The 26,021-nt window shown below is 74.5% G+C and carries 20 protein-coding genes; 10 read left to right on the top strand and 10 right to left on the bottom strand.

What is annotated here, in order from left to right; translation table 11 throughout:
- The first annotated feature begins 233 nt into the window (after positions 1-233).
- From HZZ00_RS13360 to HZZ00_RS13350, 3 genes are all read left to right on the top strand, one after another.
- Positions 234-1,961 carry a carbohydrate binding domain-containing protein gene (locus HZZ00_RS13360; protein WP_180332380.1) on the top strand — a complete coding sequence of 576 codons (1,728 nt, stop codon included), beginning with the start codon at positions 234-236 and terminating at the stop codon, positions 1,959-1,961.
- Positions 1,962-2,030: 69 nt separating this feature from the next.
- Positions 2,031-3,437, top strand: coding sequence for a hypothetical protein (locus HZZ00_RS13355; protein WP_180332379.1), 1,407 nt, complete (start codon positions 2,031-2,033; stop codon positions 3,435-3,437).
- Positions 3,438-3,505: 68 nt separating this feature from the next.
- Positions 3,506-5,584: a SpoIIE family protein phosphatase gene (locus HZZ00_RS13350; RefSeq protein WP_180332378.1), complete on the top strand. Its 2,079-nt coding sequence runs from the start codon at positions 3,506-3,508 to the stop codon at positions 5,582-5,584.
- 32 nt (positions 5,585-5,616) lie between these two features.
- On the opposite strand, the gene HZZ00_RS13345 is transcribed toward HZZ00_RS13350, so the two are convergent.
- From HZZ00_RS13345 to HZZ00_RS13335, 3 genes are all read right to left on the bottom strand, one after another.
- Entirely contained in the window at positions 5,617-6,579 is a 963-nt protein-coding gene (locus tag HZZ00_RS13345) for an IS481 family transposase (RefSeq protein ID WP_180328369.1), read from the bottom strand.
- Positions 6,580-6,708: 129 nt separating this feature from the next.
- Positions 6,709-7,461, bottom strand: coding sequence for an FAD binding domain-containing protein (locus HZZ00_RS13340; RefSeq protein WP_180333494.1), 753 nt, complete (start codon positions 7,459-7,461; stop codon positions 6,709-6,711).
- 123 nt (positions 7,462-7,584) lie between these two features.
- Positions 7,585-8,454: a universal stress protein gene (locus tag HZZ00_RS13335; RefSeq protein WP_180332377.1), complete on the bottom strand. Its 870-nt coding sequence runs from the start codon at positions 8,452-8,454 to the stop codon at positions 7,585-7,587.
- Between the two features lie 282 nt (positions 8,455-8,736).
- Here HZZ00_RS13335 and HZZ00_RS13330 point away from each other — a divergent pair, with 282 nt between their 5' ends.
- Both HZZ00_RS13330 and HZZ00_RS13325 read left to right on the top strand, forming a co-directional pair.
- Positions 8,737-10,692: a PAS domain S-box protein gene (locus tag HZZ00_RS13330; RefSeq protein WP_180332376.1), complete on the top strand. Its 1,956-nt coding sequence runs from the start codon at positions 8,737-8,739 to the stop codon at positions 10,690-10,692.
- Positions 10,693-10,754: 62 nt separating this feature from the next.
- Positions 10,755-11,165 carry a pyridoxamine 5'-phosphate oxidase family protein gene (locus tag HZZ00_RS13325; RefSeq protein WP_180332375.1) on the top strand — a complete coding sequence of 137 codons (411 nt, stop codon included), beginning with the start codon at positions 10,755-10,757 and terminating at the stop codon, positions 11,163-11,165.
- A gap of 33 nt (positions 11,166-11,198) precedes the next feature.
- On the opposite strand, the gene HZZ00_RS13320 is transcribed toward HZZ00_RS13325, so the two are convergent.
- The 5 genes from HZZ00_RS13320 to HZZ00_RS13300 all read right to left on the bottom strand — a co-directional run bounded on the left by HZZ00_RS13320 (position 11,199) and on the right by HZZ00_RS13300 (position 15,848).
- A complete protein-coding gene (locus tag HZZ00_RS13320) occupies positions 11,199-11,993 on the bottom strand; it encodes a 3-hydroxybutyrate dehydrogenase (protein WP_180332374.1) in 795 nt (264 codons plus the stop codon).
- A 240-nt stretch (positions 11,994-12,233) separates the two neighbouring features.
- Entirely contained in the window at positions 12,234-12,713 is a 480-nt protein-coding gene (locus HZZ00_RS13315) for an NUDIX domain-containing protein (RefSeq protein ID WP_180332373.1), read from the bottom strand.
- 10 nt (positions 12,714-12,723) lie between these two features.
- The gene (gene lnt / locus HZZ00_RS13310; RefSeq protein ID WP_180332372.1) at positions 12,724-14,340 is read right to left on the bottom strand and encodes an apolipoprotein N-acyltransferase; all 1,617 of its coding nucleotides are present in this window, start codon (positions 14,338-14,340) and stop codon (positions 12,724-12,726) included.
- A 73-nt stretch (positions 14,341-14,413) separates the two neighbouring features.
- Complete coding sequence (locus tag HZZ00_RS13305; protein WP_070026539.1) at positions 14,414-14,959, bottom strand: hypothetical protein; 546 nt, start codon at positions 14,957-14,959, stop codon at positions 14,414-14,416.
- A gap of 94 nt (positions 14,960-15,053) precedes the next feature.
- A complete protein-coding gene (locus HZZ00_RS13300) occupies positions 15,054-15,848 on the bottom strand; it encodes a glutamate racemase (RefSeq protein ID WP_374028525.1) in 795 nt (264 codons plus the stop codon).
- A 39-nt stretch (positions 15,849-15,887) separates the two neighbouring features.
- Here HZZ00_RS13300 and HZZ00_RS13295 point away from each other — a divergent pair, with 39 nt between their 5' ends.
- Positions 15,888-17,081 (top strand): glycosyltransferase, encoded by a 1,194-nt coding sequence (locus tag HZZ00_RS13295; RefSeq protein ID WP_180332371.1) that lies wholly within the window; start codon positions 15,888-15,890, stop codon positions 17,079-17,081.
- A gap of 7 nt (positions 17,082-17,088) precedes the next feature.
- On the opposite strand, the gene HZZ00_RS13290 is transcribed toward HZZ00_RS13295, so the two are convergent.
- A complete protein-coding gene (locus tag HZZ00_RS13290; protein WP_180333493.1) occupies positions 17,089-18,261 on the bottom strand; it encodes a TerD family protein in 1,173 nt (390 codons plus the stop codon).
- A gap of 305 nt (positions 18,262-18,566) precedes the next feature.
- Here HZZ00_RS13290 and HZZ00_RS13285 point away from each other — a divergent pair, with 305 nt between their 5' ends.
- From HZZ00_RS13285 to HZZ00_RS13270, 4 genes are all read left to right on the top strand, one after another.
- Positions 18,567-19,007 carry a DUF6643 family protein gene (locus tag HZZ00_RS13285; RefSeq protein WP_180332370.1) on the top strand — a complete coding sequence of 147 codons (441 nt, stop codon included), beginning with the start codon at positions 18,567-18,569 and terminating at the stop codon, positions 19,005-19,007.
- A 42-nt stretch (positions 19,008-19,049) separates the two neighbouring features.
- Positions 19,050-19,889, top strand: a complete 840-nt coding sequence (locus HZZ00_RS13280; RefSeq protein WP_180332369.1) for an MOSC domain-containing protein — start codon at positions 19,050-19,052, stop codon at positions 19,887-19,889.
- 169 nt (positions 19,890-20,058) lie between these two features.
- Positions 20,059-20,664: a hypothetical protein gene (locus tag HZZ00_RS13275; RefSeq protein WP_180332368.1), complete on the top strand. Its 606-nt coding sequence runs from the start codon at positions 20,059-20,061 to the stop codon at positions 20,662-20,664.
- A 221-nt stretch (positions 20,665-20,885) separates the two neighbouring features.
- On the top strand, positions 20,886-23,330 hold the full coding sequence (locus tag HZZ00_RS13270; RefSeq protein ID WP_180332367.1) for a right-handed parallel beta-helix repeat-containing protein: 2,445 nt from the start codon (positions 20,886-20,888) through the stop codon (positions 23,328-23,330).
- Here HZZ00_RS13270 and HZZ00_RS13265 read toward each other — a convergent pair.
- Positions 23,300-25,786, bottom strand: coding sequence for a hypothetical protein (locus tag HZZ00_RS13265; protein WP_374028524.1), 2,487 nt, complete (start codon positions 25,784-25,786; stop codon positions 23,300-23,302). The genes HZZ00_RS13270 and HZZ00_RS13265 overlap by 31 nt on opposite strands.
- Positions 25,787-26,021 lie beyond the last annotated feature (235 nt).

Genomic DNA, 26,021 nt, shown 5'->3' with positions numbered 1-26,021 from the left:
CCCGGATAACAGTTCTCGGGGCGCGGATTTCGCGACGGCGGGAGGCAATGCCGCAAGGGGTGTCAACTCGGGCGTATGGACGTCCAGTTCAGAGGTTTCGAGTTGGTCTAGTCCTCTTGACGGGGTGGGGTGCGCGCTGTTTGGTATGTACCAACATCCGGGCCGTGCACGGACCACCACCCCACCACCCCACCACCCCACGCCCTGGGGACATCCCCGGAAGGGGCACTGTCATGCACTTGGCAAGATTGGCGGCCTCCGTCTGCGCGCTCGCGCTCGCGGCCACCGGCGCGGCCGTCGCCGCCGCCCCCGCGAGCGACGCGGCCACCGCCGCCGCGGCCGGCAGCGTCTACTCGGTCGCCCCCTACGTCGACATGTCGAACGGTCAGGAAGGGCTGCTCGACACCGCGATCACCGGCCACCACCTCAAGGCCTACACCGCCGCCTTCGTCCTCGGCGAGGGCTGCAACCAGGTCTGGGGCGACACCCTCCCCATCGGCAACGACTCCTACACCGATCCCGAGATCGCCAGGGCCAAGGCCGAGGGCGCGTCCGTGATCATCTCCTCCGGCGGCGCCAGCGGACTGCCCCTCGCCTGGACCTGCACCACCCAGAGCAGCATCGACGCCGGCTACCAGGCGCTCATCGACGACTACGGCGTCACCCAGCTGGACTTCGACGTCGAGGGCGCCGCCGTCGCCGACACCGCGGCCGCGGCCCGCCAGATGCAGGCCATGAAAGACCTGAAGGCGGCCAACCCGGACCTGCGGTTCTCGGTCACCCTGCCGGTGCTGACCAGCGGGCTGACCAATGACGGCGTCAACATCCTGAAGGCCGCCAAGAACGCGGGCGTCCGGATCGACGTCGTCAACATCATGGCCATGGACTACTACGCCGGCACGGGCACCGAGATGGGCCAGGGCGCGATCGACGCCGCCAGGTCCACGCTGGCGCAGATGCAGTCCGTCGACTCCGGCTACGGCTACGCCAACCTCGGCATCACCCCGATGATCGGCAAGAACGACGACGGCTCCACGTTCACCCTGGCCGACGCCCAGACCGTGGAGAACTTCGCCGCGCAGAACGGCGTGGGGCGGCTGTCCTTCTGGTCCGTCAACCGCGACCAGCCGTGCGGCGGCAGCGCCAACTCGCTGCCCACGTGCAGCGAGATCAGCCAGAGCAGCCTCGCGTTCACGGACGCCTTCGTGCCGTACGAGGGCAGCGCGGGCGGCGGCGGGGGCGGCGGTACAACCAGTGACTTCTCCCTGTCCCTCGCCCCCGGTTCCGCCTCCGTCGCCCAGGGCGGCACCGCGACCGCGACCGTCACCACGGCCACCACCTCCGGCAGCGCGGAATCCGTCGCCCTCGCCGCGTCCGGCGCGCCCTCCGGCGTCACGGTCTCCTTCAGCCCGGCCTCGGTGACGTCCGGAGGCACCTCGACCCTGACGGCGGACGTCGGCTCGTCCGTGGCCGCGGGCACCTACCCGATCACCGTCACCGGCACGGGCACCGGCGGCAGGCACAGCGCCACCTACACGCTCACCGTGACGAGCAGCGGCGGTGGGGGCGGCACCGACGGCGGGTCGCTGACCAACGCCGGCTTCGAGGCCGGCGGCCTCGGCCCCTGGACCTGCACCGGCGGCAGCACCCTGGTCGCCGCCCCGGTCCACTCCGGCAGCCACGCCCTCCAGATCACCCCGGACTCCGCCGGCACCGGCGAGTGCGACCAGACCGTCACCCTCTCCCCCAACCACACCTACACGCTCACCGGCTGGGTCCAGGGCCCCTACGCCTACCTCGGCGTCAACGGCGGCGCCACCGCAAGCACCTGGTCCAGCGGATCGAGCTGGAACCAGCTGAAGGTCTCCTTCACCACCGGCGCCAGCGGGACCGTCACCGTGTACGTCCACGGCTGGTACGGCCAGGGCAACGTCTACGCCGACGACCTCGCCCTGTCCTGACCGCCCGCCCACCGCCCGCCCGGCAGCCGCGCGGATGCCGGGCGGGCGGTGATGCGTGAGCCTGGAGGAGTGTCTGGTGTTCCAGCCGGCCGGCTCCCGGCGCCGTACGCCGCCCCGGGACGCCGGGCGGTCCAGGTGACGCTGGTCGCCGCGGCCGGGTCCCATCTCTTCCGCTACGGCCTCGACCGCCCCGCCGCGGCGGTCTGCGCCCTGTTCGCCGCCGTGGCACTGGGCTCCAGAATCCCGGGCACCGGGCGGCAGCGGGCCGGGGTGGTGCTGCGGCTGATCCCGGTGGGCTGGGTGCCGGTGACCGTCGGGACGCGGCTGTCGGTGCGGACCTGGAGCGCCGTGGCGGGGATGCTGGTGATCGGGTTCGCGTCGGCGTTCTCCGCGGTGGGCGGTCCGCGGCCGGCCGAAGCGGCGCCGGGGCTGCGACTCCTCACCATCCTGCCGTCGTTCCCGCCGTACCACCCGGGCTCGCTCGGCGAGCGGCTGCTCGGCCCGACCACCGGCATGGCGCTGCTCGTCGTCGCCGACGCGCTGCTCTTCCCGGAGCCGAACCCGCCGCCGTACCGGGAGCGGGCCGCCCACGCCGCGTCGGTCCCCGCGCACTGCGCGAGGCTGCTCGGGACGCCCCCGTACGCCCTGACCGGCGCCGACGTCCGTACGGCCCGCGAGGCCGGGCACCGGCTGCGCTCCCTCTGCGTGCCGGAGGCCGACCGGCCGGCGGGCCCCGGGGTCCGCCCGGGCACCCTGGCCCACACGGGCCTGGCCGCGCGCACCCTGCTCAGCAGGCCGCCCCGCCTGTCCACGCCGCCGGACGCCCCCATGGAGACCGGCACCTCGTGGCCGACGGCACCCGGGGCACCCCCGCGGCCCGCCCCGAGCGGCCCCACCCGACCACGGACCACGCCCGACGGGTACGACGCCACCGACCCACCGGCCGCATCCGACACCGCCGAACGACCGACCGGCTCACCCGACACCCCGCCGGACCACACCGAACGGCCACCCGCACCCGCCGCCCCCACCGACGGCACCCCCACGAACGAAACCGACCCGCCCACCGCGGCCGAGGCCACCCCGCACGACCCCACCCGACGACCGACCGGCTCACCCGACACCCCGCCGGACCAGGGCGAACGGCCACCCGCACCCGGCACCGGCGCCACCCGGCCGGAGGCCACCCGCGGTGTTCCCCTCGTCGAGGACTCGGGCCGGCCCCACATCGCCGCCGCCGTGCTCGCCGCCGTGGCCCGGCTCGCGGCCGGGACCGCCGGGTGTCTGCGGGCGGGGGCCTCGCCCGTGGGTGCGTACAAGGAGCCGGCCGCGGTGCGGGCCGCGCCGTGTCCTGGCTGGACTCCCTCATGGCCGATCTGTCCCGGCTCGCCCGCGCCGCCCCCGCCCCGGGACCGGGCGGCGGGGTCCGGGGGCACCGACGCCGTTCAGGCTGCTGCGGATCTCCCGCGCGGGTAGACGTAGGTGAGGCTCCGGTCCGGGACAGGGCCGACGGGAAGAGACGGCAGGCGGAAGGAGGCAGCGCGATGAGCGAAGGGACGCGGCGACCCGACGGGCAGAAACCCGGCCCGGAGGGGGCTTCCGAGCCGACCGGGCTGATGGATCTGCTGGGCGTCGCGGCGGTGCTGCTGGAGGCGGACGGCCGGATCGACATGTGGAGTCCCCAGGCCGAGGAGCTGTTCGGCTACGCCCGCGCGGAGGCGGTCGGGCAGTACGCGGCGCCGCTGCTGCTGCGCCCCGAGCACCGCAAGGCGGCGCTGCACCTGTTCGGCGAGGTGATGCAGACCGGCCGGGGCTGGGCGGGGGCGTTCCCCATCCGGCACAAGGACGGCAGCACCAGAACGGTCGAGTTCCGCAACATGCGGCTCACGGACCACCTCGGCGACCACTACGCGCTCGGGCTGGCCACCGACCGGTCCACCCTGCGCCGGGTGGAGCGCGACACGGCCCTGTCCGCCCGGCTGTTCACGCAGGCCCCGATCGGGCTGTCCGTCCTCGACCCCGCGCTGCGCTACGTCGTCGTCAACCCGGCCCTGGCGGCCATGCACGGCGTCCCCGAGGCCGACCACGTCGGCAAGCGCTTCGACGAGGTGCTCTCCGGACCGGCGTTCCGCGCGGTCGAGGCCTCGATGCGCGAGGTACTGCAGACCGGTGTGCCGGTGGTGAACCGGCAGGTGGTGGGCCGCACCGCCGCCGACCCGGACAACGATCGCGCGTGGACGATGTCGCTGTACCGGCTGGAGGACCACCAGGGGCAGACCCTGGGCATCGCCGCGGTGGCGGTGGACGACACGGACCGGTACCGGGCCGCCCGGGAGGTCGAGCGGGCCCAGCGGCGGCTGCGGCTGATGGCCACCGGCTCGGCGCGCATCGGCACCACCCTGGAGGTGGAGCGGACGGCGCGCGAGCTGGCCGACGTCCTGGTGCCCGAGCTGGCCGACATCGTCGCGGTGGATCTGCTGGACAGCATGCTGCGCACCGCCCGCACGGACCCGGGCGACGGGCCGCCGCTGTTCCGGGCGCTCGCGGTGAAGACCGCCTACTCGACCGATGCGGTCGGGGCGTTCGTGCCGCCCGGCAGGCTCACCGTCTACCACGCGGACCATCCGGCGGCCCAGTGCATCCGCAACGGCCGCCCGCTGCTGATCACCCACCTGGAGAGCCGCGAGGTGGGTCGCGTCGCCGCCGATCCCGACGCCGCCCGGCTGCTGGCCCAGGCCGGGGTGCACACCGACATCACCGTGCCGCTGATCGCCCGCGGCCAGTGCATCGGCGTCATGAGCCTGGCCCGCGCCCGCAACCCCGCGCCCTTCGACGAGGACGACCTCGCCCTGGCCTGCGAACTCGCCTCGCGCGCCGCGCTGAGCATCGACAACGCCGTGCTGCACCACCACACGCGCCGCACCGCCGAGGCCCTGCAACGCAGCCTGCTGCCGCGGCTTTCGCCCTGCCATCCGGGCCTGGAGGTGGCCGCCCGGTACCGGCCCGCGCAGGCGCTGAGCGAGGTCGGCGGCGACTGGTACGACGTCATCCCGCTGGACGGCGACCGCACCGCGCTCGCGGTGGGTGACGTCATGGGCAGCGGCATACCGGCCGCGACCACCATGGGCCGGCTGCGCACCGCCACGTCCACCCTGGCCGACCTCGATCTCGATCCGGCGCGGATCCTCACCCACCTCGACCGGATCACCCTCGGCCTGGACCCTTACATCGCCACGTGCGTGTACGCGGTGCACGATCCCCGCCGGTACCGCCTGGACGTGGCCTCGGCGGGTCATCTGCCGCCCGTCCTGATCCCCTCCGGCGGGCCGCCGCGGCTGCTGGACCTGCCCACCGGCACCCCGCTGGGCGTCGGCGGCGTGCCCTTCGAGTCCACCTCGCACGACCTGCGCCCCGGCGACCAACTGGTGCTGTACACCGACGGGTTGGTGGAGACGCGCGACGACCCGATCGACACCCGGCTCGGGGAGCTGCTGCGGCTGCTGGCGCCGCCGTACCACTCCGTGGAGGACACCTGCGACCGGCTGCTGCGCGAGTTGCGGCACCCGGCGGGCCACGACGACGTCGCCCTGCTCATCGCGTCCGTGCTGCCGCTGGAGCGCTGAGGCGCCCCCCGGCAGATCCCGCCGAGCCCGACCTAGGTGTGCTGTTCGGACAGGTTGGTGACGCGGCTGGCTGGTGGGTAACCGCTGATGCCGGTGTGGGGTCGGTGGTAGTTGTACCAGTCCAGCCAGTCGGGAAACGCGGCCTGCCGTTCGGCGTCTGAGGTGTAGGGCCGGATGTAGGCCCACTCGTCGAGCAGGGTGCGGTGGAAGCGTTCGACCTTGCCGTTGGTCTGCGGTCGCCAGGGCCTGGTCCAGCGGGGCCTGATGCCCAGCTCGCGGCAGGTGTCGCGCCAGGTGTTCTTCGTGTAGGCCCAGGCGTTGTCCGTCAGGACGCGTTCGACGGTGACGCCCCGCTGGGCGAACCAGGCCGTTGCCCGGGTGAGGAAGGCGGCGCAGGTCGCGGCCTTTTCGTCGGGCAGGTCTTCGGTGTAGGCCAGGCGGGTGTGGTCGTCCAGGGCGGTGTGCAGGTAGGCGTATCCGGTGCCGCTGCGGCGGTCCTGGTTGGCCCGGCCGGCCGCGCGGCCGAGGAATTTGTGGCCGCCGCCGTCGGGGATGCGGCCGAGTTTCTTGACGTCGATGTGGACCAGTTCGCCGGGCCGGGCCCGTTCGTAGCGGCGCACGGGCTCGCCGGTGGACCGGTCGCAGGCGGCCAGAGCCGGCAGGCCGTGCCGGACCAGGATGCGGTGGGCGGTAGAGGTGGCGATACCGGTTCGGGCCGCGAGTCGCAGCGGGCCGATGCGGTGTTCGCGCCGCAGCCGCACGACCTGTGCCTCGATGGCGGCCGGGGTCCGGTGGGGTTGACGGTGCGGGCGGCTGGAGCGGTCGTGCATGCCTTCGGCGCCCAGCTGCCGGTAGCGGCCTGCCCAGCGGGCGGCGGTGGTGTGGCTGACCTGGAAGCGTTCCGCGGCCCTGCGCAGCGGCCAGCCGTCGTCCACGACACACCGGGCCAGCCGCAGCCTGCCGGTCGGGGTCAGCGGGGCATTACGGTGGGACACGAGGGCCTCCTGGACGTCGGTGCAGACTTCGCAATCCACACCGAACCCAGAAGGCCCTCACCTGTTCAAGCACCCAGCCCGCGTGTCACCAACGTCCCGGGACAACACACCTAGGGCCTCTCGTTCGGCTCATGCCGGGCTCGCGGGGCCTGATCCGAACGCAAGGCCCTGACGGCCCGCGAGCAGACCGAGCACCTGGGGCCGGACGACGGCCCACGCGGCCGCGGGCAGGCCGTCGAGCGCGGTGGTGCGCAGGGAGCGGAGGGTCTCCCGCGGGTCGCCGGCGGCGGCGACCTCGGCGTCGAGCACGTCGTAGCCGTCGCGTACGGCGACCCGGACGCGCGCCGCGGCGCCGTCGCCGGGGTGCAGGGCCGAGGCCACGACCAGGGGCGGCGGGCCGCCCGCCGCGGCGGGGAGCTTGCGGTACGCGCAGGCGAGCGGCGTGCGCCAGCGCAGGGCGAGCAACAGCGGTCGCTTGGCGACCACTTCGGCCAGGTCCGTCTCATGGCGGCCGTCCGGTTCCAGCACCGTGGCCCGGGCGTCCAGGACCAGTGCGGCGGGCAGCAGACAGCGCAGGGTGCTGCCGACGAGGTTGCCGCCGACCGTCGCGGTGCGGCGGACGGCCCCGGTGCCCACCCCGGCGGCCGCGAGGCGCAGCACGTCGGGCACCCGGCCGTCGATCTCCCCGAGCAGCACGGCGGCGCCGAGCGTCTCGGGTCCGATGACGTTGGCCTCCGGCAACCGCCTCAAGGACACGGCGAGTTCGGGGAACCCGTCGCGCTGCCAGACGGCCCACGCCAGGGTCGCCCCGCCCACCGGGACGGCCCCCTCGGCCAGGCTCTCCCGCGCTTCGGACACGGACTCGGGCAGACGCAACAGCACGGTGACCCACCTGCCTTCCTTCAGGTCCCGCAGTCTGCTCGCGCGGGCGGGGGCGCGTACAGGGCTCACGAGGGCAGCCCGCGCGCCGCCGACGCCGTCGTGCACGGCCCGCTTCCGCCGCGTTCAGTCGTGCGGCACGACGGCGACCGGGGCGGTGGCGTGGTGCAGCACGGCGTGGGTGACCGGGCCGATGCGGGTGCCGAAGGACGCCGGGCGCCGGCGCCGGCCGACGACCACCAGGCTCGCGCCGTGCGAGGCCGCGACCAGTTGCTGGGACGCGCTGCCGTAGCCGCACTCCTCGGTGACCCGGACGTCGGGGTGCTTGCGCCGCCACGGATCGAGCACCTCGGTGAGCACGGCCGCCTCCTGCTCGGACCACTCCCGGTCGAAGGTGGGGTCGGCGGCGAACCCGTAGACGTAGTACGGCGGCATGCTCCAGGTGCGCACGGCCCGCACCGCCGTGCCGCGCCGCTCGGCCTCCTCGAAGGCGAACGCGAACACCGCGTCGTCGGGCGCCGTGGTGTCCACGCCGACGACGACCGGCCCCTCGGCGCCCTCGGCGCCGGGCCGCCACCCCGAACGCACCAGCACGACCGGCCGGCCGGCGCGCGAGACCACGGAGAACCCGACGGAGCCGACCAGGTGGCCACCGACGCGGCCCAGGCCCCGCGAGCCGAGGACGAGCGGCTCGGACTCCTCGGCGACCGCCGCCAGCACCTCCCCCGGGAAGCCGTCCCGGTGCTCGGAGAGCACCTTGAGGCCGGGGTGGCGCAGCCGCAGTTCCTCGGCCGTCTCCCGCGGGATCCGCTCGCTCCAGTGCCTCTGGGCGGCCGTCCCGATCAGCGGGTCCTGCGCCATGGACTGCGGCACCGGCTCCCACACGTGCACCAGCCGCAGCGGCAGGCCGCGCAGCCTCGCCTCGCCCGCCGCCCACTCGGCGGCGGTGCGGCTCTCGGGGGAGCCGTCGAGGCCCACGGTGACGGTGCGGGACATGGCGTCCACCTCCTGTTGTCGGGACGTCCCCTGCGGGATCGCACCCAGCCTCGCTCCGGCGGCGCCCGGTGGGCAGGGACCCGAGGGTCCCGGTACGGGGCCGACCGGCCCCAAGGCGGGCACAATGACGGTCGCGACCGCTTGTGCTCGGCCGGCGACCGGTCCTGCACAGGTTCGTCCGCCGCCACCGCGTGTTCCGGCCAGGACGCGACAACGCACGACGGTGGTGGGCCGATTGCGCTGGGATGTCCACAGCGGCACGAGCGACTTGGCGGGGTAGACATGAATGCTTGCGCGGACGAGCGGGCCTGTGCGGCGGGCCCCGCGGCGGCCCCCCGGCGGTGCGGCTGCGGAGCCCGGCCGCCGCAGGGCGGCCCGTCGACGGCCGAGGAGCGGTTCCGCGGGCTGCTGGAGGCGGCGCCCGACGCCATGGTGATCGTGGACGACACCGGGGTGATCCGGCTGGTCAACGCCCAGACCGAGGCGCTGTTCGGCTACCGTCGCGAGGAACTGCTGGGCCGCCCGGTGGAGTTGCTGGTACCGCACCGCTTCCGCGATCACCACACCCGGCACCGCGACGGCTACGCCGCCAACCGGCAGGTGCGGCCCATGGGCGCGGGCCTCGAACTGCACGGACTGCGCAAGGACGGCAGCGAGTTCCCCGTGGAGATCAGCCTGAGCCCGCTGGAGACGGCGGACGGCCTGCTGGTCTCCGCCGCCGTGCGCGACGTCAGCGACCGCAAGGCGGCCGAGGCCCGGATCAACGAACTCGCCGCCCTGGTCGAGTCCTCCCAGGACGCCATCCTCGCCAAGACGCTGGACGGGGAGATCACGTACTGGAACGCCGCGGCCGCCCGGCTGTACGGCTACTCCGCCGAGGAGGCCGTGGGCCGCCATGTGTCCATGCTCGCGCCCACCGAACTCCAGGACGACATCTGGGCGTTGCTCGAACGGCTGCGCAAGGGCGAGAAGGTCGAGCACTTCGAGACGCTGCGCGTCACCAAGGGCGGCTCGCTGCTGGACGTCGACGTCACGCTGTGGCCGACCCGGGACGCCGGCGGCAAGGTCGTCGGGGCGTGCGCCATCGTCCGCGACATCAGCGACCGCAAGCAGGTGGAGGCGGAGCTGACGGCCCTGCTGGAGCAGCAGCGGCACATCGCCCTGACCCTGCAGCGCAGCCTGATGGGGACGCCGCCCGCGCTGCCCGGCCTGGACACCGCGAGCCGCTACCGGCCGGCCACCCAGGGCGCCGGTGTCGGCGGCGACTGGTTCGACCTGATACCGCTGGGTGCCGGGCGGGTCGGCGTCCTCATCGGCGATGTGATGGGCCGCGGTCTCGAAGCCGCCGCCGTGATGGGCCAGTTACGCTCGGCGGCGCACGCGCTGGCCAAGACGGGCATGCCGCCGCGCCAGCTGATGCAGTCCCTGGACTCGGTGGTCGCCGACCTGGACGTGCCGGACCAGCTGGTCACCTGCTGCTACCTGGTCGTCGCGCCGGACGACGGCACCGTCACGGTCTGTTCGGCCGGGCACCTGCCGACCCTGGTCGTCGGCCCCTGGGAGGGCGTGCGCGCGCTGCCCGCCCCGGTCAACGCCCCGCTCGGGGTCGGCGGGGTGCTGTACGAGCAGTCGTGCTCGCACATCGCTCCCGGCGCCACGCTCGTGCTCTACACGGACGGGCTGATCGAGACGCCGGGCAGTGACATCGAGGCCCGGGTCGGTGAACTCACCGCCGTGCTGGACGCCTTCTTCCCGCGCTCCACCGATCTGGAGGCGGCCGCCGACCATGTGCTGGCCCAGCTGCTGCCGGACGCCGACGGTCATGACGACGACGTGACCCTGCTGTTCGCCCAGCTCCCGGCGGCGCCGCTGGCCGCCGTCACCACACAGCTGCCGGCGACCGCCGCCGCCGTCCCGGAGGGCCGGGCCTTCCTGCGCCGGACACTGATCTCCTGGGAGTGCCCCGAACCGGCCGACGACGCGCTCCTGCTGCTGTCGGAGATCCTCACCAACGCGGTGCGGCACGCCGAGGGCCCGGTGGGACTGCGGCTGTGCCGTACCGCCACGGAGCTCACCGTGGAGGTCGGCGACCACAGCCCGCAGCTCCCCCGGCCCCGGCACGCCACCGGGGACGACGAGTCCGGCCGGGGCCTGTTCCTGGTCCGCACCCTCGCCGACAGCTGGGGCGTGCGCCCGACGGACGAGGGGAAGACGACCTGGTTCACCCTGAAGGTGTGAGCGGGCGGACAAGGGCCGACCGGCCCTATGCGGTCCGTCGTCCCCGCGGGGACGATGGACCGGTGCTCCAGAACGACGGCTTTCGCGCGCTCGACAGGCAGCTGTGCCTGCGCCTGCTGGCCAGGGTGCCGGTCGGCCGGGTCGTGTACACCAAGCAGGCGCTTCCCGCGGTCCTCCCGGTCAACTTCTGCCTCGACGCGGACTCCTCCGTGCTGCTGCGCACCTCGGCCGGCTCGGACCTGGTCCGCGCCATCGACGGCGCCGTGGTCGCCTTCGAGGCGGACGAGTTCGACGCCGCGACCCGCTCCGGCTGGAGCGTGGTCGTCACCGGCCGCGCCTCCCTGCTGACCGACGCGGACGCCCACGCGCTGTGCCCCGCCGACGGGCCGGACTCCTGGATGCCGGTCCGCGACGACGTGCTCGTCCGGATCGACTCCGAGGTGGTCACGGGCCGGGAACTCAGGGGTGCGTGAACCCGTCCGCCCCGGTCGGCGGGCCGCCCGCGGTCAGTGGGCCGTCCAGCCGCCGTCGAGGACCAGGGACGTGCCGGTGACGAAGGACGCCTGCGGGCCGCACAGGTAGGCCACCGCCTCGGCGACCTCCTCGGGTTCGATCAGCCGGCGCACCGCGCTGTCCTTCAGCAGCACCTCGGACAGCACGCGCTCGGGCGGGATGCCGTGCGCCCGCGCCTGGTCGGCGATCTGCTTCTCCACCAGTGGCGTGCGGACGTAGGCCGGGTTCACGCAGTTGGAGGTGACGCCGTGCGCGGCGCCCTCCAGCGCCGCCGTCTTGGACAGCCCCTCCAGACCGTGCTTGGCGGCCACGTAGGCGGACTTGAACGCCGAGGCGCGCAGGCCGTGCACCGAGGAGATGTTGACGATCCGGCCCCAGCCCCGCGCGTACATGTGCGGCAGGGCGCCGCGGACGAGCCGGAAGGGTGCCTCCAGCATCACGGTCAGCACCGTGTGGAAGACGTCCGGCGGAAACTCCTCGATGGGCCGCACCAGTTGCAGTCCCGCGTTGTTGATCAGCACATCGGTCCCGGCGGCGGCCGCCTCGGCGGCGTCGAGGTCGGTCAGGTCGAGGACGTGCGGGAGCACGTCGCCCGCGAGGTCCGCGCCGCCCCTGGCCTCCTCGGCCAGCCGGGCCGGCCCCTCCTCGTCCCGGTCGACGGCTCTGACCTGGGCGCCCGCGGCGGCCAGGCGCAGCGCGCAGGCGCGGCCGATACCGCTCGCGGCACCGGTGACCAGGGCCGTCCGGCCGACGAGATCGAGGGCGAGGGGCTGGGTGCTGGTGCTCATGGGCCGACCCTAGGGCCTCTCGTCTGGATCATGCCGGGCTCGCGGGGTCTGGCACGCACATCTGCGGCGTTGTCGTCGGTCGCCAACTCCCCCACGCTCGGCTTCGCTCGCGCGGGGGCACCCCCATCGCGTTGACTCCCTCCTCCGCCTTGCATCTGCACGCACCAGACCCCGCTCCCTGATCCGGCCTGATCCAAACGAAAGACCCTAGGCGAAAGGGGCGGTCGGGGCGGTGCCGGCTCAGCCGGGTGTCGCCGGAGCGAACCAGGCGGGCCCCTCCGTCAGGGCCTGCTTGATCCGGAACAGCGCGAAGTCGGGCAGGTCGGGCAGCGCGTCCACCGCGAACCAGCCGACCTCCAGCGACTCGTCGTCGTTGACCCGGGCCTCGCCGCCCACCGCCTTGCAGCGGAAGGTGATGTCCATGTACTGGCAGACGTCGCCGTTGTCGTAGGTGACCGGCTGGAGCGCCTGCACCAGGACGATCCGTTCGGGCACGCAGTGCACCGCCGTCTCCTCGTGGACCTCGCGCACGGCGCAGTCCGCGGGCTGCTCCCCCGGCTCCGGGATGCCGCCGATCACCGACCATCTGCGGGTGTCGGAGCGCCGGCCGAGCAGCACCCTGCCCTCGTCGTCGAAGACGATCGCGGTGACCCCGGGCAGCCAGAGCAGCTGCCGGCCGGCCGTGGCCCGCAGCGTGCGGATGAAGTCAGGAGTAGCCATGGGAGCGACCCTAACCGGCCGCCCCGCCCGCGCGCCGCGCCCGCAGCCGGCTGCCCGCGGCCAGGCCGAGCCCGCCCACGGCGACCGCCACGAGTGCCATTTCCGGCAGGATGCCCAGCTCGGTGGCGGGCGTGGTGGAGGTGCGCAGCGGCACCTTCTGCTCCAGGTAGGCGGGCACGAACATGCCGGTCTTCCGGGTGATCTTCCCGTCCGGCATGATGACCGCGCTGACCCCGCTGGTCACCGGCACGGTCACGGTGCGGCTGTGCTCGACGGCGCGGATGCGGGACATGGCGAGCTGCTGGTAGGTCATCTCGCTGCGGTCGAAGGTCGCGTTGTTGCTGGGCACGGAGATCATCTCGGCGCCGTGTGTCACGGTGTCCCGCACGGCCCAGTCGAAGGCGGCCTCGTAGCAGGTGGCGAGGCCGACCTTGGCGCCGTCCATGTCGAACACGCCGGGCTTCGCGCCCCGGCTGAAGTCCTGGCGGACCATGCCGGTCCAGTCCTTGTTGACGGCCCCGACGAGCCCGCGCAGCGGCAGGTACTCGCCGAACGGCTGGATCTGGCGCTTGTCGTACGTCTGCGTCGGGCCCTTGGCGGGGTCCCAGAGGATCTGCTCGTTGAGCAGCCTGCCGTTCTTCTCGACGACGGCGCCGACGGAGATGGGCACCCCGATCGCGTCGACCGCCTCGCCGATGACGGCGGCGGCGTCCGGGTTGGCGTAGGGGTCGATGTCGGAGGAGTTCTCCGGCCACAGCACGAGGTCGGGCCTGGGGACCTTGCCCGCTTTGACGTCGGCGGCGAGCTTGAGGGTCTCGCGCACATGGTGGTCGAGCACCGCCCGGCGCTGGGCGCTGAACTCCAGCCCGGAGCGCGGCACGTTCCCCTGGATCACGGCGACCGTGCGGGTGCCGTCCTCGGCCTTGTCGCTCACCAGGGCGCGCGCGGCGACCGCGCCCGCCACCGGTACGGCCACGCTCAGCAGCGCCGCCGCGGCCGTGGCCCGCCGCACGGTCCGGGACCGGCGCCGGTTCACGAGGAGGCGGACCACCTCGCAGAGCCCGAACCCGCACAGGACGACCGCGAAGCCCAGCACGGGCGTGCCGCCGACCGCGGCCAGCGGCAGGAAGACGCCGTCCGCCTGCCCGAACGCGACCTTGCCCCAGGGGAAGCCCCGGAAGGGCACGCGTGCCCGTACGGCCTCGCCCGCGATCCACACCGCCGCCGCCCACACCGGCCAGGCCGGCAGCTCGGCGACGGCGGCGACGCCCACGCCGACCAGCGCGACGAAGACCGCCTCGACGGCGACCAGGGCCAGCCAGGGGCCGGGGCCGACCTCCACGCCGGTCCACACCAGCAGGGGCAGCAGGAAGCCGAGGCCGAAGAGGTAGCCGAGGCCCAGGGCCGCCTTCCAGCCACGGCCGCGCAGGACCCACCCGAACCCGGCGAACGCGGGCAGGGCCAGCCACCACAGCGGACGCGGCGGGAAGCTCGCGTAGAGGAGCAGTCCGCAGAGCGCGGAGACGACGGCCGGGACCAGACCCGGCAGCCGGCGTCGCAGGGCGCCGGGCGCGGAGGACGGGCGGAGCCGGTCCGGCTGGTCCACGGAAGCAGCGGTGACGGTCACCCGGGTGAGTGTACGGCGGCTGACCTCGGCGTTGACAGCCACGGTCCGGGGGCCGGACGCCCGCAGCGGGTCGTCAGGCCGCGGTGCCCGGCGTGATCGAGCGCAGCCGGGCCCTGATGATCCGCACGGCGGACTCCGCGTTGTCCACGGTGATGGTGAAGGTGTGCCCGTCCCACAGGTTCAGCACGATGCCCTCGCCCCGGCGCACGACGACCGCGGTGCCCTTCTCGGGACGCCACCGGTAGCCCCAGCCGCCCCACTGGCGGGGGGTGACCACGGCGGTGAAGTCGGCGCCCGCGACATGGGAGAGGGGGATGCGCCGGCGCGGCAGCCCGATGTGGCCGCAGCGCACCTCGACGCACTCGCGGTCCAGTCTGAGGTCCACGTGGACGAAGGCGAGCGTGCCGAAGAGGACGAGCAGACCGGCGGCGATGCAGCCCACCACGGACATGGCGAGCGCGGGCACGGAGGATGTCCAGGCGGAGTCCACTGCCAGCTTGATCCCCAGGGCCAGACAGGCCGCTCCGACCAGTGCGAGCAGCCACTGCACGCGGTTGGTGGCGCGTCCGGTCCAGACTTCGGGGGTGGGGGTGTCCTCGGCGTGGGGCTGGTCCCTCATGGTTATGAGGTTACTCAGGTTTCGCCGCGTGGGTACCGGGTCCCGGAGCGTGACTGCGCCATGCGGCGGTCCGCCTCGCGGCCGGGTCACCGGCTCACCGGCGGTCGGCGTACCGTCCCACCGCCGGCAGCAGCCGGCCCTCGGCGTAGTGCAGCGCGGCCGCCGGCAGCTCGCCCTCGCGGCCGCTGAGCAGCACCGTCAGGCCGCCGTCGGCGGGGGCGCCGGTGGCCGGCTGTTCGCCGAGGCGGCGCAGCGCCTGGGCGGCCACCGCGCCGGCGGACCCGTGCAGGACCAGCGGGGCGGCGCCGGGGCGCTGGACGGCGGCGCGGATGCGTTCGGCCACCAGTTCGTAGTGGGTGCAGCCCAGGACGACGGTCGTCACGTCGTCGGGGGTCAGCGCGGCCGCCGCGGTCACGGCCGCCTCGATCGCCGCCTCGTCCGCGTGTTCGATCGCCTCGGCGAGTCCCCAGCACGGCACCTCGGTCACCGGCACCCCGGCGGCGAAGTCCTCGATCAGTCCGCGCTGGTAGGCGCTGCCGGTGGTGGCGGGGGTCGCCCAGATCGCGAAGGGCCCGCCGCCGGCCGCGGCCGGCTTGATCGCCGGCACGGTGCCGATCACCGGGATGCCGGGCTCCAGCCGGGCGCGCAGCGCGGGCAGCGCGTGCACGCTGGCCGTGTTGCAGCCGACGATCAGCGCGTCGGGACGGCGGGCCGCGGCGGCCTCGGCGACGTCCAGCGCGCGCCGGGTGAGGTCCTCGGGGGTGCGCGGGCCCCAGGGCATGCCGTCGGGGTCCAGGGAGAGGACGAGATCCGCGTCGGGCCGCAGGCGCCGTACCGCGGCGGTGGCCGCGAGCAAGCCGATTCCGGAGTCCATGAGCGCGATCTTCACCCGGCCACGATAGACGATCCGTTCATGTGAACGGCTCGGGTGGGGCAGACTGCGGCCGTGAGTGCCTTCCTGTGGATCACCGTCGTCTCGCTGGCCGCCTGGTGCTGGCTGCTGCTGGGCCAGGGGTTCTTCTGGCGCACGGACGTGCGGCTTCCGGCGCGCCGGGAGCCCGTGTCGTGGCCCTCCGTCTGTGTGGTCGTACCGGCCCGGGACGAGGCGGGCGTACTGCCCGCGAGCCTGCCGTCGCTGCTGGCGCAGGACTATCCGGGGCGGGCGGAGGTCTTCCTGGTGGACGACGGCAGCACGGACGGCACCGGGGAGCTGGCCCGCGAGCTGGCCGGGCGGCACGGCGGGCTGCCGCTGACGGTGACGTCGCCGGGCGAGCCCCCCGCGGGCTGGACCGGCAAGCTGTGGGCGGTGCGGCACGGCATCACGCTGGCGCGGGCCCGCGAACCCGAGTACCTGCTGCTGACGGATGCCGACATCGCGCACGCCCCGGACAGCCTGCGCGAGCTGGTGGCGGCGGCCGGCACCGGCGGCTTCGACGTGGTGTCGCAGATGGCGCGACTGCGGGTGGAGAGCCGGTGGGAGCGGCTGGTGGTGCCGGCGTTCGTCTACTTCTTCGCGCAGCTGTATCCCTTCCGGTGGATCGGCCGTGAGGGTTCGCGCACGGCGGCCGCGGCGGGCGGCTGTGTGCTGCTGCGGACCGCCATGGCGGAGCGGGCCCGGATCCCGGACGCCATCCGGCACGCGGTCATCGACGACGTCTCCCTCGCCCGCGCGGTGAAGGGCGCGGGCGGGCGGGTCTGGCTGGGCCTCGCCGACCGGGTGGACAGCGTGCGGCCCTATCCGCGGCTGCACGACCTGTGGCGGATGGTCTCGCGCAGCGCCTACGCCCAACTGCGGCACAATCCATTGGTGTTGCTCGGTACGGTGGCCGGTCTGGCGCTGGTGTACCTGGTGCCGCCGGTGGCGGTCGTCTGGGGCGCGGCGGCCGGCGGCGCGGCGACGGCGGTCGCCGGTGCGCTGGCGTGGGCGGTGATGGCGGGCACGTACGCGCCGATGCTGCGCTACTACCGGCAGCCCCTGTGGCTCGCCCCGCTGCTGCCGTACACCGCGTTCCTGTACCTGCTGATGACGGTGGACTCGGCGGTGCAGCACTACCGGGGGCGCGGGGCCGCCTGGAAGGGCCGTACGTACACCCGGCCCGGTGCCGTGCCGGACGAGGGCTGAACCGGTCTCACTTGCGGCCGGGCGTCCAGTTCATGCCCCAGCCGTAGGCGCGGTCCACGGTCCGCTGCGGGCTCACCCCGCGCTCGGGCACGAGGTAGCGGGCCTCGCGCCGCACGACGAGGTCGCCGCCGTCGTTGGTGAGCAGGGCGAGGGCGCAGACCGTGGACGGGGCGGTGCACTCGTCCAGGGCGAAGTCGACGGGGGCGCCGTGCTGCGGCCGGAGGGTGACGGTGGCGTGCAGCCCGGCGAAGGAGGTCGCGCCCTCGTAGATGGTGACGAAGACCAGGACGCGCCTCAGTTCGCGCCGGTGGTCGAGGTTGAGGGTGAGGTTCTCGCCGCTCTCGGCGGCTCCGGTGCGGTCGTCGCCGTCGAGGTGGATGTACGGCGGCCGGTGCAGCGAGCCGAAGGCGTTGCCGAGCGCCTGCACGACGCCCTTGCGGCCGTCCGCGAGTTCGTACAGGGCGCACAGGTCGAGGTCGAGGCCGCCCGGCCCGCCGCCCCGGCGCGTTCCCCACCCCGGAAAGCCCTGCCGCGCCTGCCAGTTGAGGTTCACTCGCATGACGCCGCAGGTGCCGCCCTGCTTGGCGAGCGAGACGGAGGGCGCGCTCTTGGTGAGGGTGACCCTGGAGGGGCGGGACGGGGGCGCGGGGCGGGCCGCGGGGGACCGTTCCGCGGTGATGCCGAAGGCCGCGGCCAGGCCGTCCGGGCCGTTGTCGTACCCCTGCCCGACGGCGCGGAACTTCCAGCCGCCCTGGCGGCGGTAGAACTCGCCGAGCAGCAGGGCGGTCTCCACGCTCGCGCCCACGTTGTCGAAGCGGGCGGCGACCCGGCCGGTCGCGGGGTCGCTCACCTCGATGTACAGGTCGGGGACCTGTCCGAGCGTGCCGCCGTCGGCCGACACGGCGAAGACGATCCGTTCGATCGCGCTCTCGACGCGCGGGAGGTCGACGGACAGGGTGTCCACGGCGAGCGGGCCCCGCGTCCGCTCCCCCTCGTGGCGCACCGCGCCGGAGGGGTGCGCGGGCCGGTCGCGGTGGACGAGGTCGGCGGCGGAGCGCACCCGTCCCGCGGCGAGCAGCAGCGCCGAGGCGCGGGCGCCGGGTACTCCGGGCCCGTGGCGCCGGCCGAGTTCGACGCGCAGCGCGGTGGCCGGAACCGGTGTGTTCGATCCCTTCGGCATGGACATGGGGACCCCCTCGCCTGCGGCCCGCGCTGTCCGCGGACGTCCGGATCATCCCTTCCTGCCCAGCCCGTTCCCGGCCATGCCGGACTCACAGGGGCGGGGCGGGGGAAGACACCGGAAGATCGCCGGTCAACCGCCGGTAACCCCGCCGAAAAGTCCGGCACTTACACGATCCATACGTTGATCGCTACACCTTTTCAGCCAGTTCGCCCGAATTGAGGGTCGCCGGTCACCACCGACACGGAAAACAACCCTCTTATCGGTCTCCCCAACCAGCACATCGTGGGCTTAACTTATGTGCCATGACCTCCCCCCGCTCCACTTATGGTGGCGGCTATTACTCCGCCTCCTTCCGGGACACTCCCATCTACGACTCACTGGTGGCCGAGCGGGGAACCCCGCAGATCGCCCCGATCCGGGTCCCCGCCGCCTACGACACCGGCGCCGGCCTGCCCGCCCTGCCGTCGGCCCTGCCCGCCCTCCCGGCGGCACCCTCCCCGCAGCCCCAGGCGCCGGCCTACGGCTACCCGCAGCAGCAGGCCCCCATGCCCATGCAGCAGGCGCCCACGGCGTACATCCCGCAGCAGGCGAGTGCCCCGCGCGGCTATCCCGGCCCGCAGGCCCCGCAGCAGCGCCCGATGGCACCGGGCACCGGCTACGAGGCCATGCGTCCGGCCGCGCCACGACCCGTGCAGGCTCCCTACCAGGACCCGTACAACCACCCGCAGCAGCGCGGTTACTGACAGGCACCACCCGCTGTCGGTGACACCTGGCACGATGGCGACATGGATATCGCCGAAGTGCAGTCGATCCACCTCTACCCGGTCAAAGCCTTCCAGGGCCTCGCGCCCGCGTCCGCCGTGGTGGAGCCCTGGGGCCTGGCCGGAGACCGGCGCTGGACACTGGTCGACGCCGAGGGGAAGGTCGTCACCCAGCGGGAGCAGCCGCGCCTCGCACTCGCCGCCGCCGAGCCACTGGCCGGCGGCGGTGTGCGTCTGTCCGCGCCCGGGCGGGAGCCGCTGACGGTCGAGGTGCCGGAGCCGGTGGCCACCGTGCCGGTGAGCGTATTCGGGACGAAGGTGGAGGCGGTGCCGGCCGCCCCCGAGGCGCACGCCTGGAGCAGCGCCTATCTCGACGAGGACGTACGCCTGGTCCACCTGGACGACCCGGCCACCCGCCGCCCGATCGACCCGGAGTACGCGCTACCGGGCGAGACGGTCGGTTTCGCCGACGGCTATCCGCTGCTCGTCGCCACGACGGCCTCCCTGGACGCCCTCAACTCCCTGATAGCCGAGGGGAGTCACGCCCACGAGGGGCCGCTGCCGATGAACCGCTTCCGGCCCAGCGTCGTGGTGGCCGGGACCGAGGCGTGGGCCGAGGACGACTGGGCCCGCGTCTCGGTCGGCGAGGTGGTCTTCCGCGTCGCGCGGACCTGCGGACGCTGTGTGGTGACCACCACCGACCAGGACACCACCGAGCGCGGCCGGGAGCCGCTGCGGACGCTGGCCCGCCACCGCAAGTTCGGGAGCAGCCTGGTCTTCGGCCAGTACCTCGTGCCCGTCTCCGGCGGCACCATACGCACCGGCGACCCGGTGCGCGTGCTGGAACGGCGGTCGGGCCGGTAGCCGGCGGTCGGCGAGCCGCGGGGCACGGGGCGCGTCCGGTGCGGCGAGGTGTCCGAAACCGGTTCGCCGATCCGGGAACCCTCCGGCCCGTGCCCGTCGTTGAGGTGACATGAGAAAGGCATGAGACGCCACGGCCCCGACCGGCCGCGGCGGACATGGGGGTGGGACGATGCGGGCGGTCACCGGTCTGTGGCGCTGGAGGCGCAATCCGCTGTGCCGCGCGACCGATCTGGCCGAGGCCTGGGTGGCGCTCGTGGCGCTGGTGCTGATCGCCGTGGTGGCGCCGGTGACCGGCGCCCTGGTCGGCACCGCCGCCGAGGGCGCGCTGCACCGGGCCGCGCGGGAACAGCAGCACGCCCGCCGCCTCGTCACGGCCACCGTGGTGCGCGAGTTGCGCGACTCCCCGCTGGAGACCGACCCGGAGACCTCCGGCGCGCGCGAGACCCGCACCCGCGTCGTCGCCGACTGGACCGCGCCGGACGGCACACCGCACCACGGCGCGGCCCTCGCGGAACTCAAGTCCCCGCACCCCGGGGACCACTTCGGACTGTGGACGGACCGGCACGGCCGAATAACGACCCGCCCGCTGGACTCGGCCACGGCGACGACACACGCCGTCCTGGCCGGATTCGGCGCGGCGCTGCTGACCGCGGCCCTGGTGGAGACCGTCCGGCAGATCGCCGTCTGGCGCATGGTGCGCCGTCGGTACGCACGCTGGGACCAGGACTGGGACCGGGTGGGCCCGGACTGGGGCAAGGCGGGCACCGGCAGCTGACCGGCCGCCGGCTGTGGTCAACCACCCCGGGCGCACACGCTACGGTGGACCGGCCGAAGCGCTTTCGGCGACAACCCGCGGGCGGGCACACCGCAGGGGCGCGCAGGGACGCGGGAGCACGAACGGGCAGGCCCCCGGGCCGAGCGCGCTCGCGGTCCCGGCACCGCCGCCCCCACGGGGCGTCGGCCATCAGTACGACGAGGTGGGGGCACAGCAACGCCATGGCACAGGGCACGGTCCAGGTGACGCACACCGGTACGTCGCGGTGGCGGCGCCGCACGGGTGAGTACGCTTCGCTCGCCGCCGCCCTGGAGGCCGCCGCCGACGGTGACGTCCTCACCATCGCCCCCGGCACCTACCGGGAGAACCTCGTCGTGCAGCGCGCGGTGACCCTGCGCGGGCCGGAGGGCTCGCCCGGCTCGGTGCGGATCGCGCCGGTGGACGGGGTGCCGCTGACCGTGCGGGCCTCGGCGGTGGTGCACGACCTGCATGTGGAGGGCCAGGACTCGGCCGCGCCCGCGCTGCTGGTCGAGGAGGGCACACCCGAGCTGACGGACATGCGGATCGTCACCCGCTCCGCCACCGGGATCGAGGTGCGCGGCGCGGCCCGGCCGACCGTGCGCCGCTGCACCGTGGACAACCCGGCCGGCATCGGCATCGCCGTACTCGACGGCGGCAGCGGGGTGTTCGAGGAGTGCGAGGTCGTCGCCGCCGGACAGGCCGGCGTGGCGGTCCACGGCGGCGGCCATCCGCGCCTGGACCGCTGCCGGGTGCACCACGCCTCGGGCACCGGGTTCACCGTGACCGGCGAGAACTCCGCGCTGGAGGCGGTGGGTTGTGAGATCTACGAGGTGCGTGGCTCCGGGGTGCAGGTCACCCAGCGGGCCACCGCGCACCTGACCGACTGCGATGTGCACCGCACCACCGCCGACGGCGTCACGCTGGACACGGACGCGGTGCTCACCCTGGCCGACTGCCGCATCCACGACATCCCGGAGAACGCGGTCGACCTGCGCTCGCGCTCGGTGCTCACGCTGACCCGGACCACGGTCCGCCGGTTCGGCCGCAACGGGCTGTCGGTGTGGGACCCGGGGACCCGGGTGGACGCCAACCAGTGCGAGATCTTCGACAGCACCGGCGACTACCCGGCGGTGTGGGTGAGCGACGGCGCCACCGCGGTGCTCGACTCCTGCCGGGTGCACGACGTGCCGGACGCGCTGTTCGTGCTGGACCGCGGCTCGCGCGCGGACGTGGTGGACAGCGATCTGTCGCAGGTGCGCAACACGGCGGTGTCGGTGAGCGACGGGGCGACCGCGCAGCTGGACGACTGCCGGATCCGCGAGGCGGCGACCGGAGCCTGGTTCCGGGACCACGGCAGCGGCGGCACCCTGAACAACTGCACCGTGGACGGCACCCAGACCGGTGTGATCGTCACCAAGGGCGCCGATCCGACCATCGAGCGCTGTACCGTCGACTCCCCCGCCGAGGCCGGCTTCTACGTCTCCGCGGGCGGCCGGGGCAGCTTCCTGAACTGCCGGGTCAGCGGCAGCGGCGGGTACGGCTTCCATGTGATCGACGGCTGCCGCACCACCCTGCGCCGGTGCCGCACCGAACGGTGCGCGCGCGGCGGTTACGAGTTCGCGGACGGCGGCCCGGACGCCGGGTCCGGGTCGGGTCCGGTCGTGGAGGACTGCACCAGCGACGAGAGCGGCGGCCTGCGGCCCCCCGCGGCGCGGGAGACCGCCGTGCAGACGGTGCCGTCCTCGCCCGGACTGCTCGGTTCGATCCCCGGGCAGCGCAGTACGGAGCCGGAGGCACCCGCCCCCGCGCCGGAGCCGGAGCCGCAGCGGCCCTCGCGGACGTCCAAGGACGTGCTCGGTGAACTCGACGCGCTGGTCGGCCTGGAGAGCGTCAAGCGCGAGGTGCGGGCGCTGACCGACATGATCGAGGTGGGCCGGCGCCGGCAGCGGGCGGGCCTCAAGGCGGCCTCCGTCAAGCGGCACCTGGTCTTCACGGGCTCCCCCGGCACCGGCAAGACGACCGTCGCCCGGCTCTACGGCGAGATCCTCGCCTCCCTCGGTGTGCTGGAGAAGGGCCATCTGGTCGAGGTGTCCCGGGTGGACCTGGTCGGCGAGCACATCGGCTCGACCGCGATCCGCACCCAGGAGGCTTTCGAACGGGCGCGCGGCGGTGTGCTGTTCATCGACGAGGCGTACGCGCTGTCACCGCAGGACGCCGGGCGCGACTTCGGCAAGGAGGCCATCGACACGCTGGTGAAGCTGATGGAGGACCAGCGGGACGCGGTGGTGGTGATCGTCGCGGGCTACACGGCGGAGATGGAGCACTTCCTGTCCGTCAACCCCGGTGTGGCCTCCCGTTTCTCCCGCACCATCACCTTCGGCGACTACGGTCCGGAGGAACTGCTGCGGATCGTGGAGCAGCAGGCCGACGAGCACGAGTACCGCCTGGGCGCCGACACGGCCGAGGCCCTGCTGAAGTACTTCGCGGACCTGCCGAAGGGCCCCGCCTTCGGCAACGGCCGCACCGCCCGTCAGACCTTCGAGGCCATGGTCGAGCGCCACGCGGGCCGGGTGGCGCAGCTGCCGGACCCCAGCACGGACGACCTGACCCTGCTCTACCCCGAGGACCTGCCGGAACTTCCCTGACCGCCGCGGTCGTCGGACCGGGACCCCGGTTCCGGGCGGGGGGCGGGCAGGTCCGGGGACAGACGGGCCAGCAGCTCGGCCCGGACGCGGGCGAAGACCGGGTCGGCCTGGTAGTCGGAGTGGCCGAGGATCGGGCCCGGCAGCGGGTGCTCGGGCGTGCGGCCGTAGGCGAGGGGGTCCCGCAGCGGTTCGTGGTCCACGGGCGGGCGGCCGTCGTCGGCGAGCCGCACCGGGCCGCCGATGGGGTCGGTACGGCGGTACAGATTGCTCCAGCAGGCGATGTCGCGGTGCAGCCCGGCGAGCGCATCGGGCCCGAAGTGGGCCGGGAACCAGCGGCCGTACAGGCGTTCCAGCGGCGACCCGTACGTCAGCAGCGCGATCCGTCCACGGGTGGCAGGGGACAGCTGCCAGGCCGCCGCGGCGGCGAGCACGGTGCCCTGCGAGTGCCCGGACAGCACCAGCCGGCCCCCGGTGGCCCGGGTCCAGGTCGCCATCCGCCACGTCAGATCGGGCACCGCGCGCTCGGCGTAGCACGGCGGGGCGAAGGGGTGCGCGGCGCGCGGCCAGAAGGTGCCGACGTCCCACAGGATGCCGACGGTGCGCCGCGCCCCGGCGTCCTTGTAGGCGCGCCGGCCCCAGGTGACGAACAGCAGGAAGCCGAGCCCGACCAGCCAGGAGCCCACGCCCTGGCAGACCGCTGCGGCGACCTGTACGGCGTCGGCGGTGCTGCGGGCCGCGCCGTCCGGGCTCTGCCCGGTGAGCAGGGCGCCGGCCAGCGCGCCACCGCCCAGGACCAGGGTGGTGACGGCCAGCACCCCGAGGACGAGCGGTGCGCGATCGGTGAGGGCCGCCATGGCCCGGGTGTGGGCGATGGCCCGGGTGCGCGCCGGGTCCTCGGGCTCGCCGGCGTACTCCCGGCTCACCCGGGCCCGCTCGGCGCGGGCCGTGCGCCCGGCGCCGGCGAGGAGCCGCCCGGCGAGCGCCAGCAGCACCAGGATGACCGGTGGGATCACCGACGCCTGCCAGGTCAGCAACACCGGCGGGCCCGCGAGCGAGCCCCCGTCGCCGTCCAGCCAGTCGGCCACCCGCTGGGCGACCCCGCCGGACATCACCCCGCCCAGCGCGCAGGCGAGCAGCGCGGTGGCGGGACCGCCCAGGCCGCGCATGCAGGTGCGGGCGGCGTCGGGGCGGCGCGGGTCTTTGGGGCCGAGGTGGCGGCGGCCGTCGGCCGTCCTGCGGTACAGCCCGCGCGCCACCGTCCCCAGGGCCACCACCAGCACCACCTGTGCCAGCATCAGGGCGCCGAACGCCGCGTCGCCCGGTAACCGTCCCGCCGACCGCCACTCGGGGCGGGACCAGCCGGCATAGAGGACGGTGAACGCGAGGAGGAGCAGGGCGGCGAGGGGGAGGAGGCGTACCAGGTGCCGGTCGAGCCGCTGGTCGAGCTGGTCCTCGTCGCGGCCCCGGCGGCACACCACCGCCACCGCCGCCAGCGCTGCCGCGAGGAGCAGCGCGGTCAGCACCCAGCTCAGGGCGTCCAGCGCCGCGGGCCCGCCGGGCCGGTGGTCGAAGCGGGCCGCCGGTGTCACGAGGGCGGCGGCGATCGTGAGCAGGCCGGCCGCGGTGTGCGCGGCACGCAGCCGGGCGACCAGCCGGCGCCCGTACCAGAAGCCGGGCCGGGCCAGGGCGCTGCCGCCCGGCTCGGGTTCCGCTTCCGGGACCTGGATCAGGGGGCGGTGGGACTCGTACGCGCTCCAGGTGCGGTGCGCGAGGTACCAGAGCAGACCGACCAGCGCGCCCGGCACCAGCACGGCGAGCGCGAGGCGCCGTCCCGGCTGGGCCCACCAGCCGCCGGAGGCGCCGAGCAGCTCGGCCCACCGCCGCACCCCGGACCCCTCGGCCGCGTCGGGGGTGAGGAAGGCCAGCCAGAAGTGGCGGCTCGCACAGGCGGGGACGCCGGCGCACTGCCAGGCGGCGAGGTCGAGGGCCACCTCGCAGGCGGCGGCGACCAGCAGCACGGTGAGGGTGAACGCGGTCAGCCTCACCAGGAGGCCGTAGAGCCGCACGGTGCGGGGCCGGTCGGGGGCGGCGGGGCGCATCCAGTGGGCGAGGTTGACCACCATGAACGGCAGCAACAGCAGCCACAGCGCGCGCCCGGAGTCACCGGAGGTGAGGTTGCACCAGACGTACGCCTCCTGCACCGGTTCGTCGCGGGACGCGGCGGGCCTCCCGCGGTCCGGGCCGGTGGCGGGTGCCGCGTCCTCGGCGCGGCGGAAGACGGCGGCCGTGTCGTCGCCGGTGATCCGGACGGTGCGCGCGTCGCCGAGCATCTTCTCCGGTGTGGTGCCGCCGACGCCGTGCACCAGCAGTTCCAGACCGGCCACCGACTCGGCCGTGCGGCCGGGGCCGTCCGTGACCGGTTCCCGGCCGACGGGCCGTTCCTGAGCACGTTCCACTGTTCCCCCGTGATGCCGTGAACGCCTGTGTCCGTGCGCCGACCAGGATGTCCCGTTCCTGTGCGCCGCGCACCCCTCGTCACCGAATCTCCCCGATCCGTGCGACGGCGTGTGCGGGCGACGGCGCCGCGAGCGGCGGGCGGGCGGTGGCGCACCTGCCGCCCGCCCGTGAAAAGATGGGACGCCCGCGCACCCCTCGGACCGGCGAAAGCACTGGTCGAGGACGGGTGCGCCG

The sequence above is a fragment of the Streptomyces sp. NEAU-sy36 genome, from assembly GCF_013423905.1.
Classification (GTDB): Bacteria; Actinomycetota; Actinomycetes; order Streptomycetales; family Streptomycetaceae; genus Streptomyces; species Streptomyces misionensis.
Note: the sequence above shows the minus strand (reverse complement) of the source record. Positions and strands in the feature narration are given on the sequence as shown.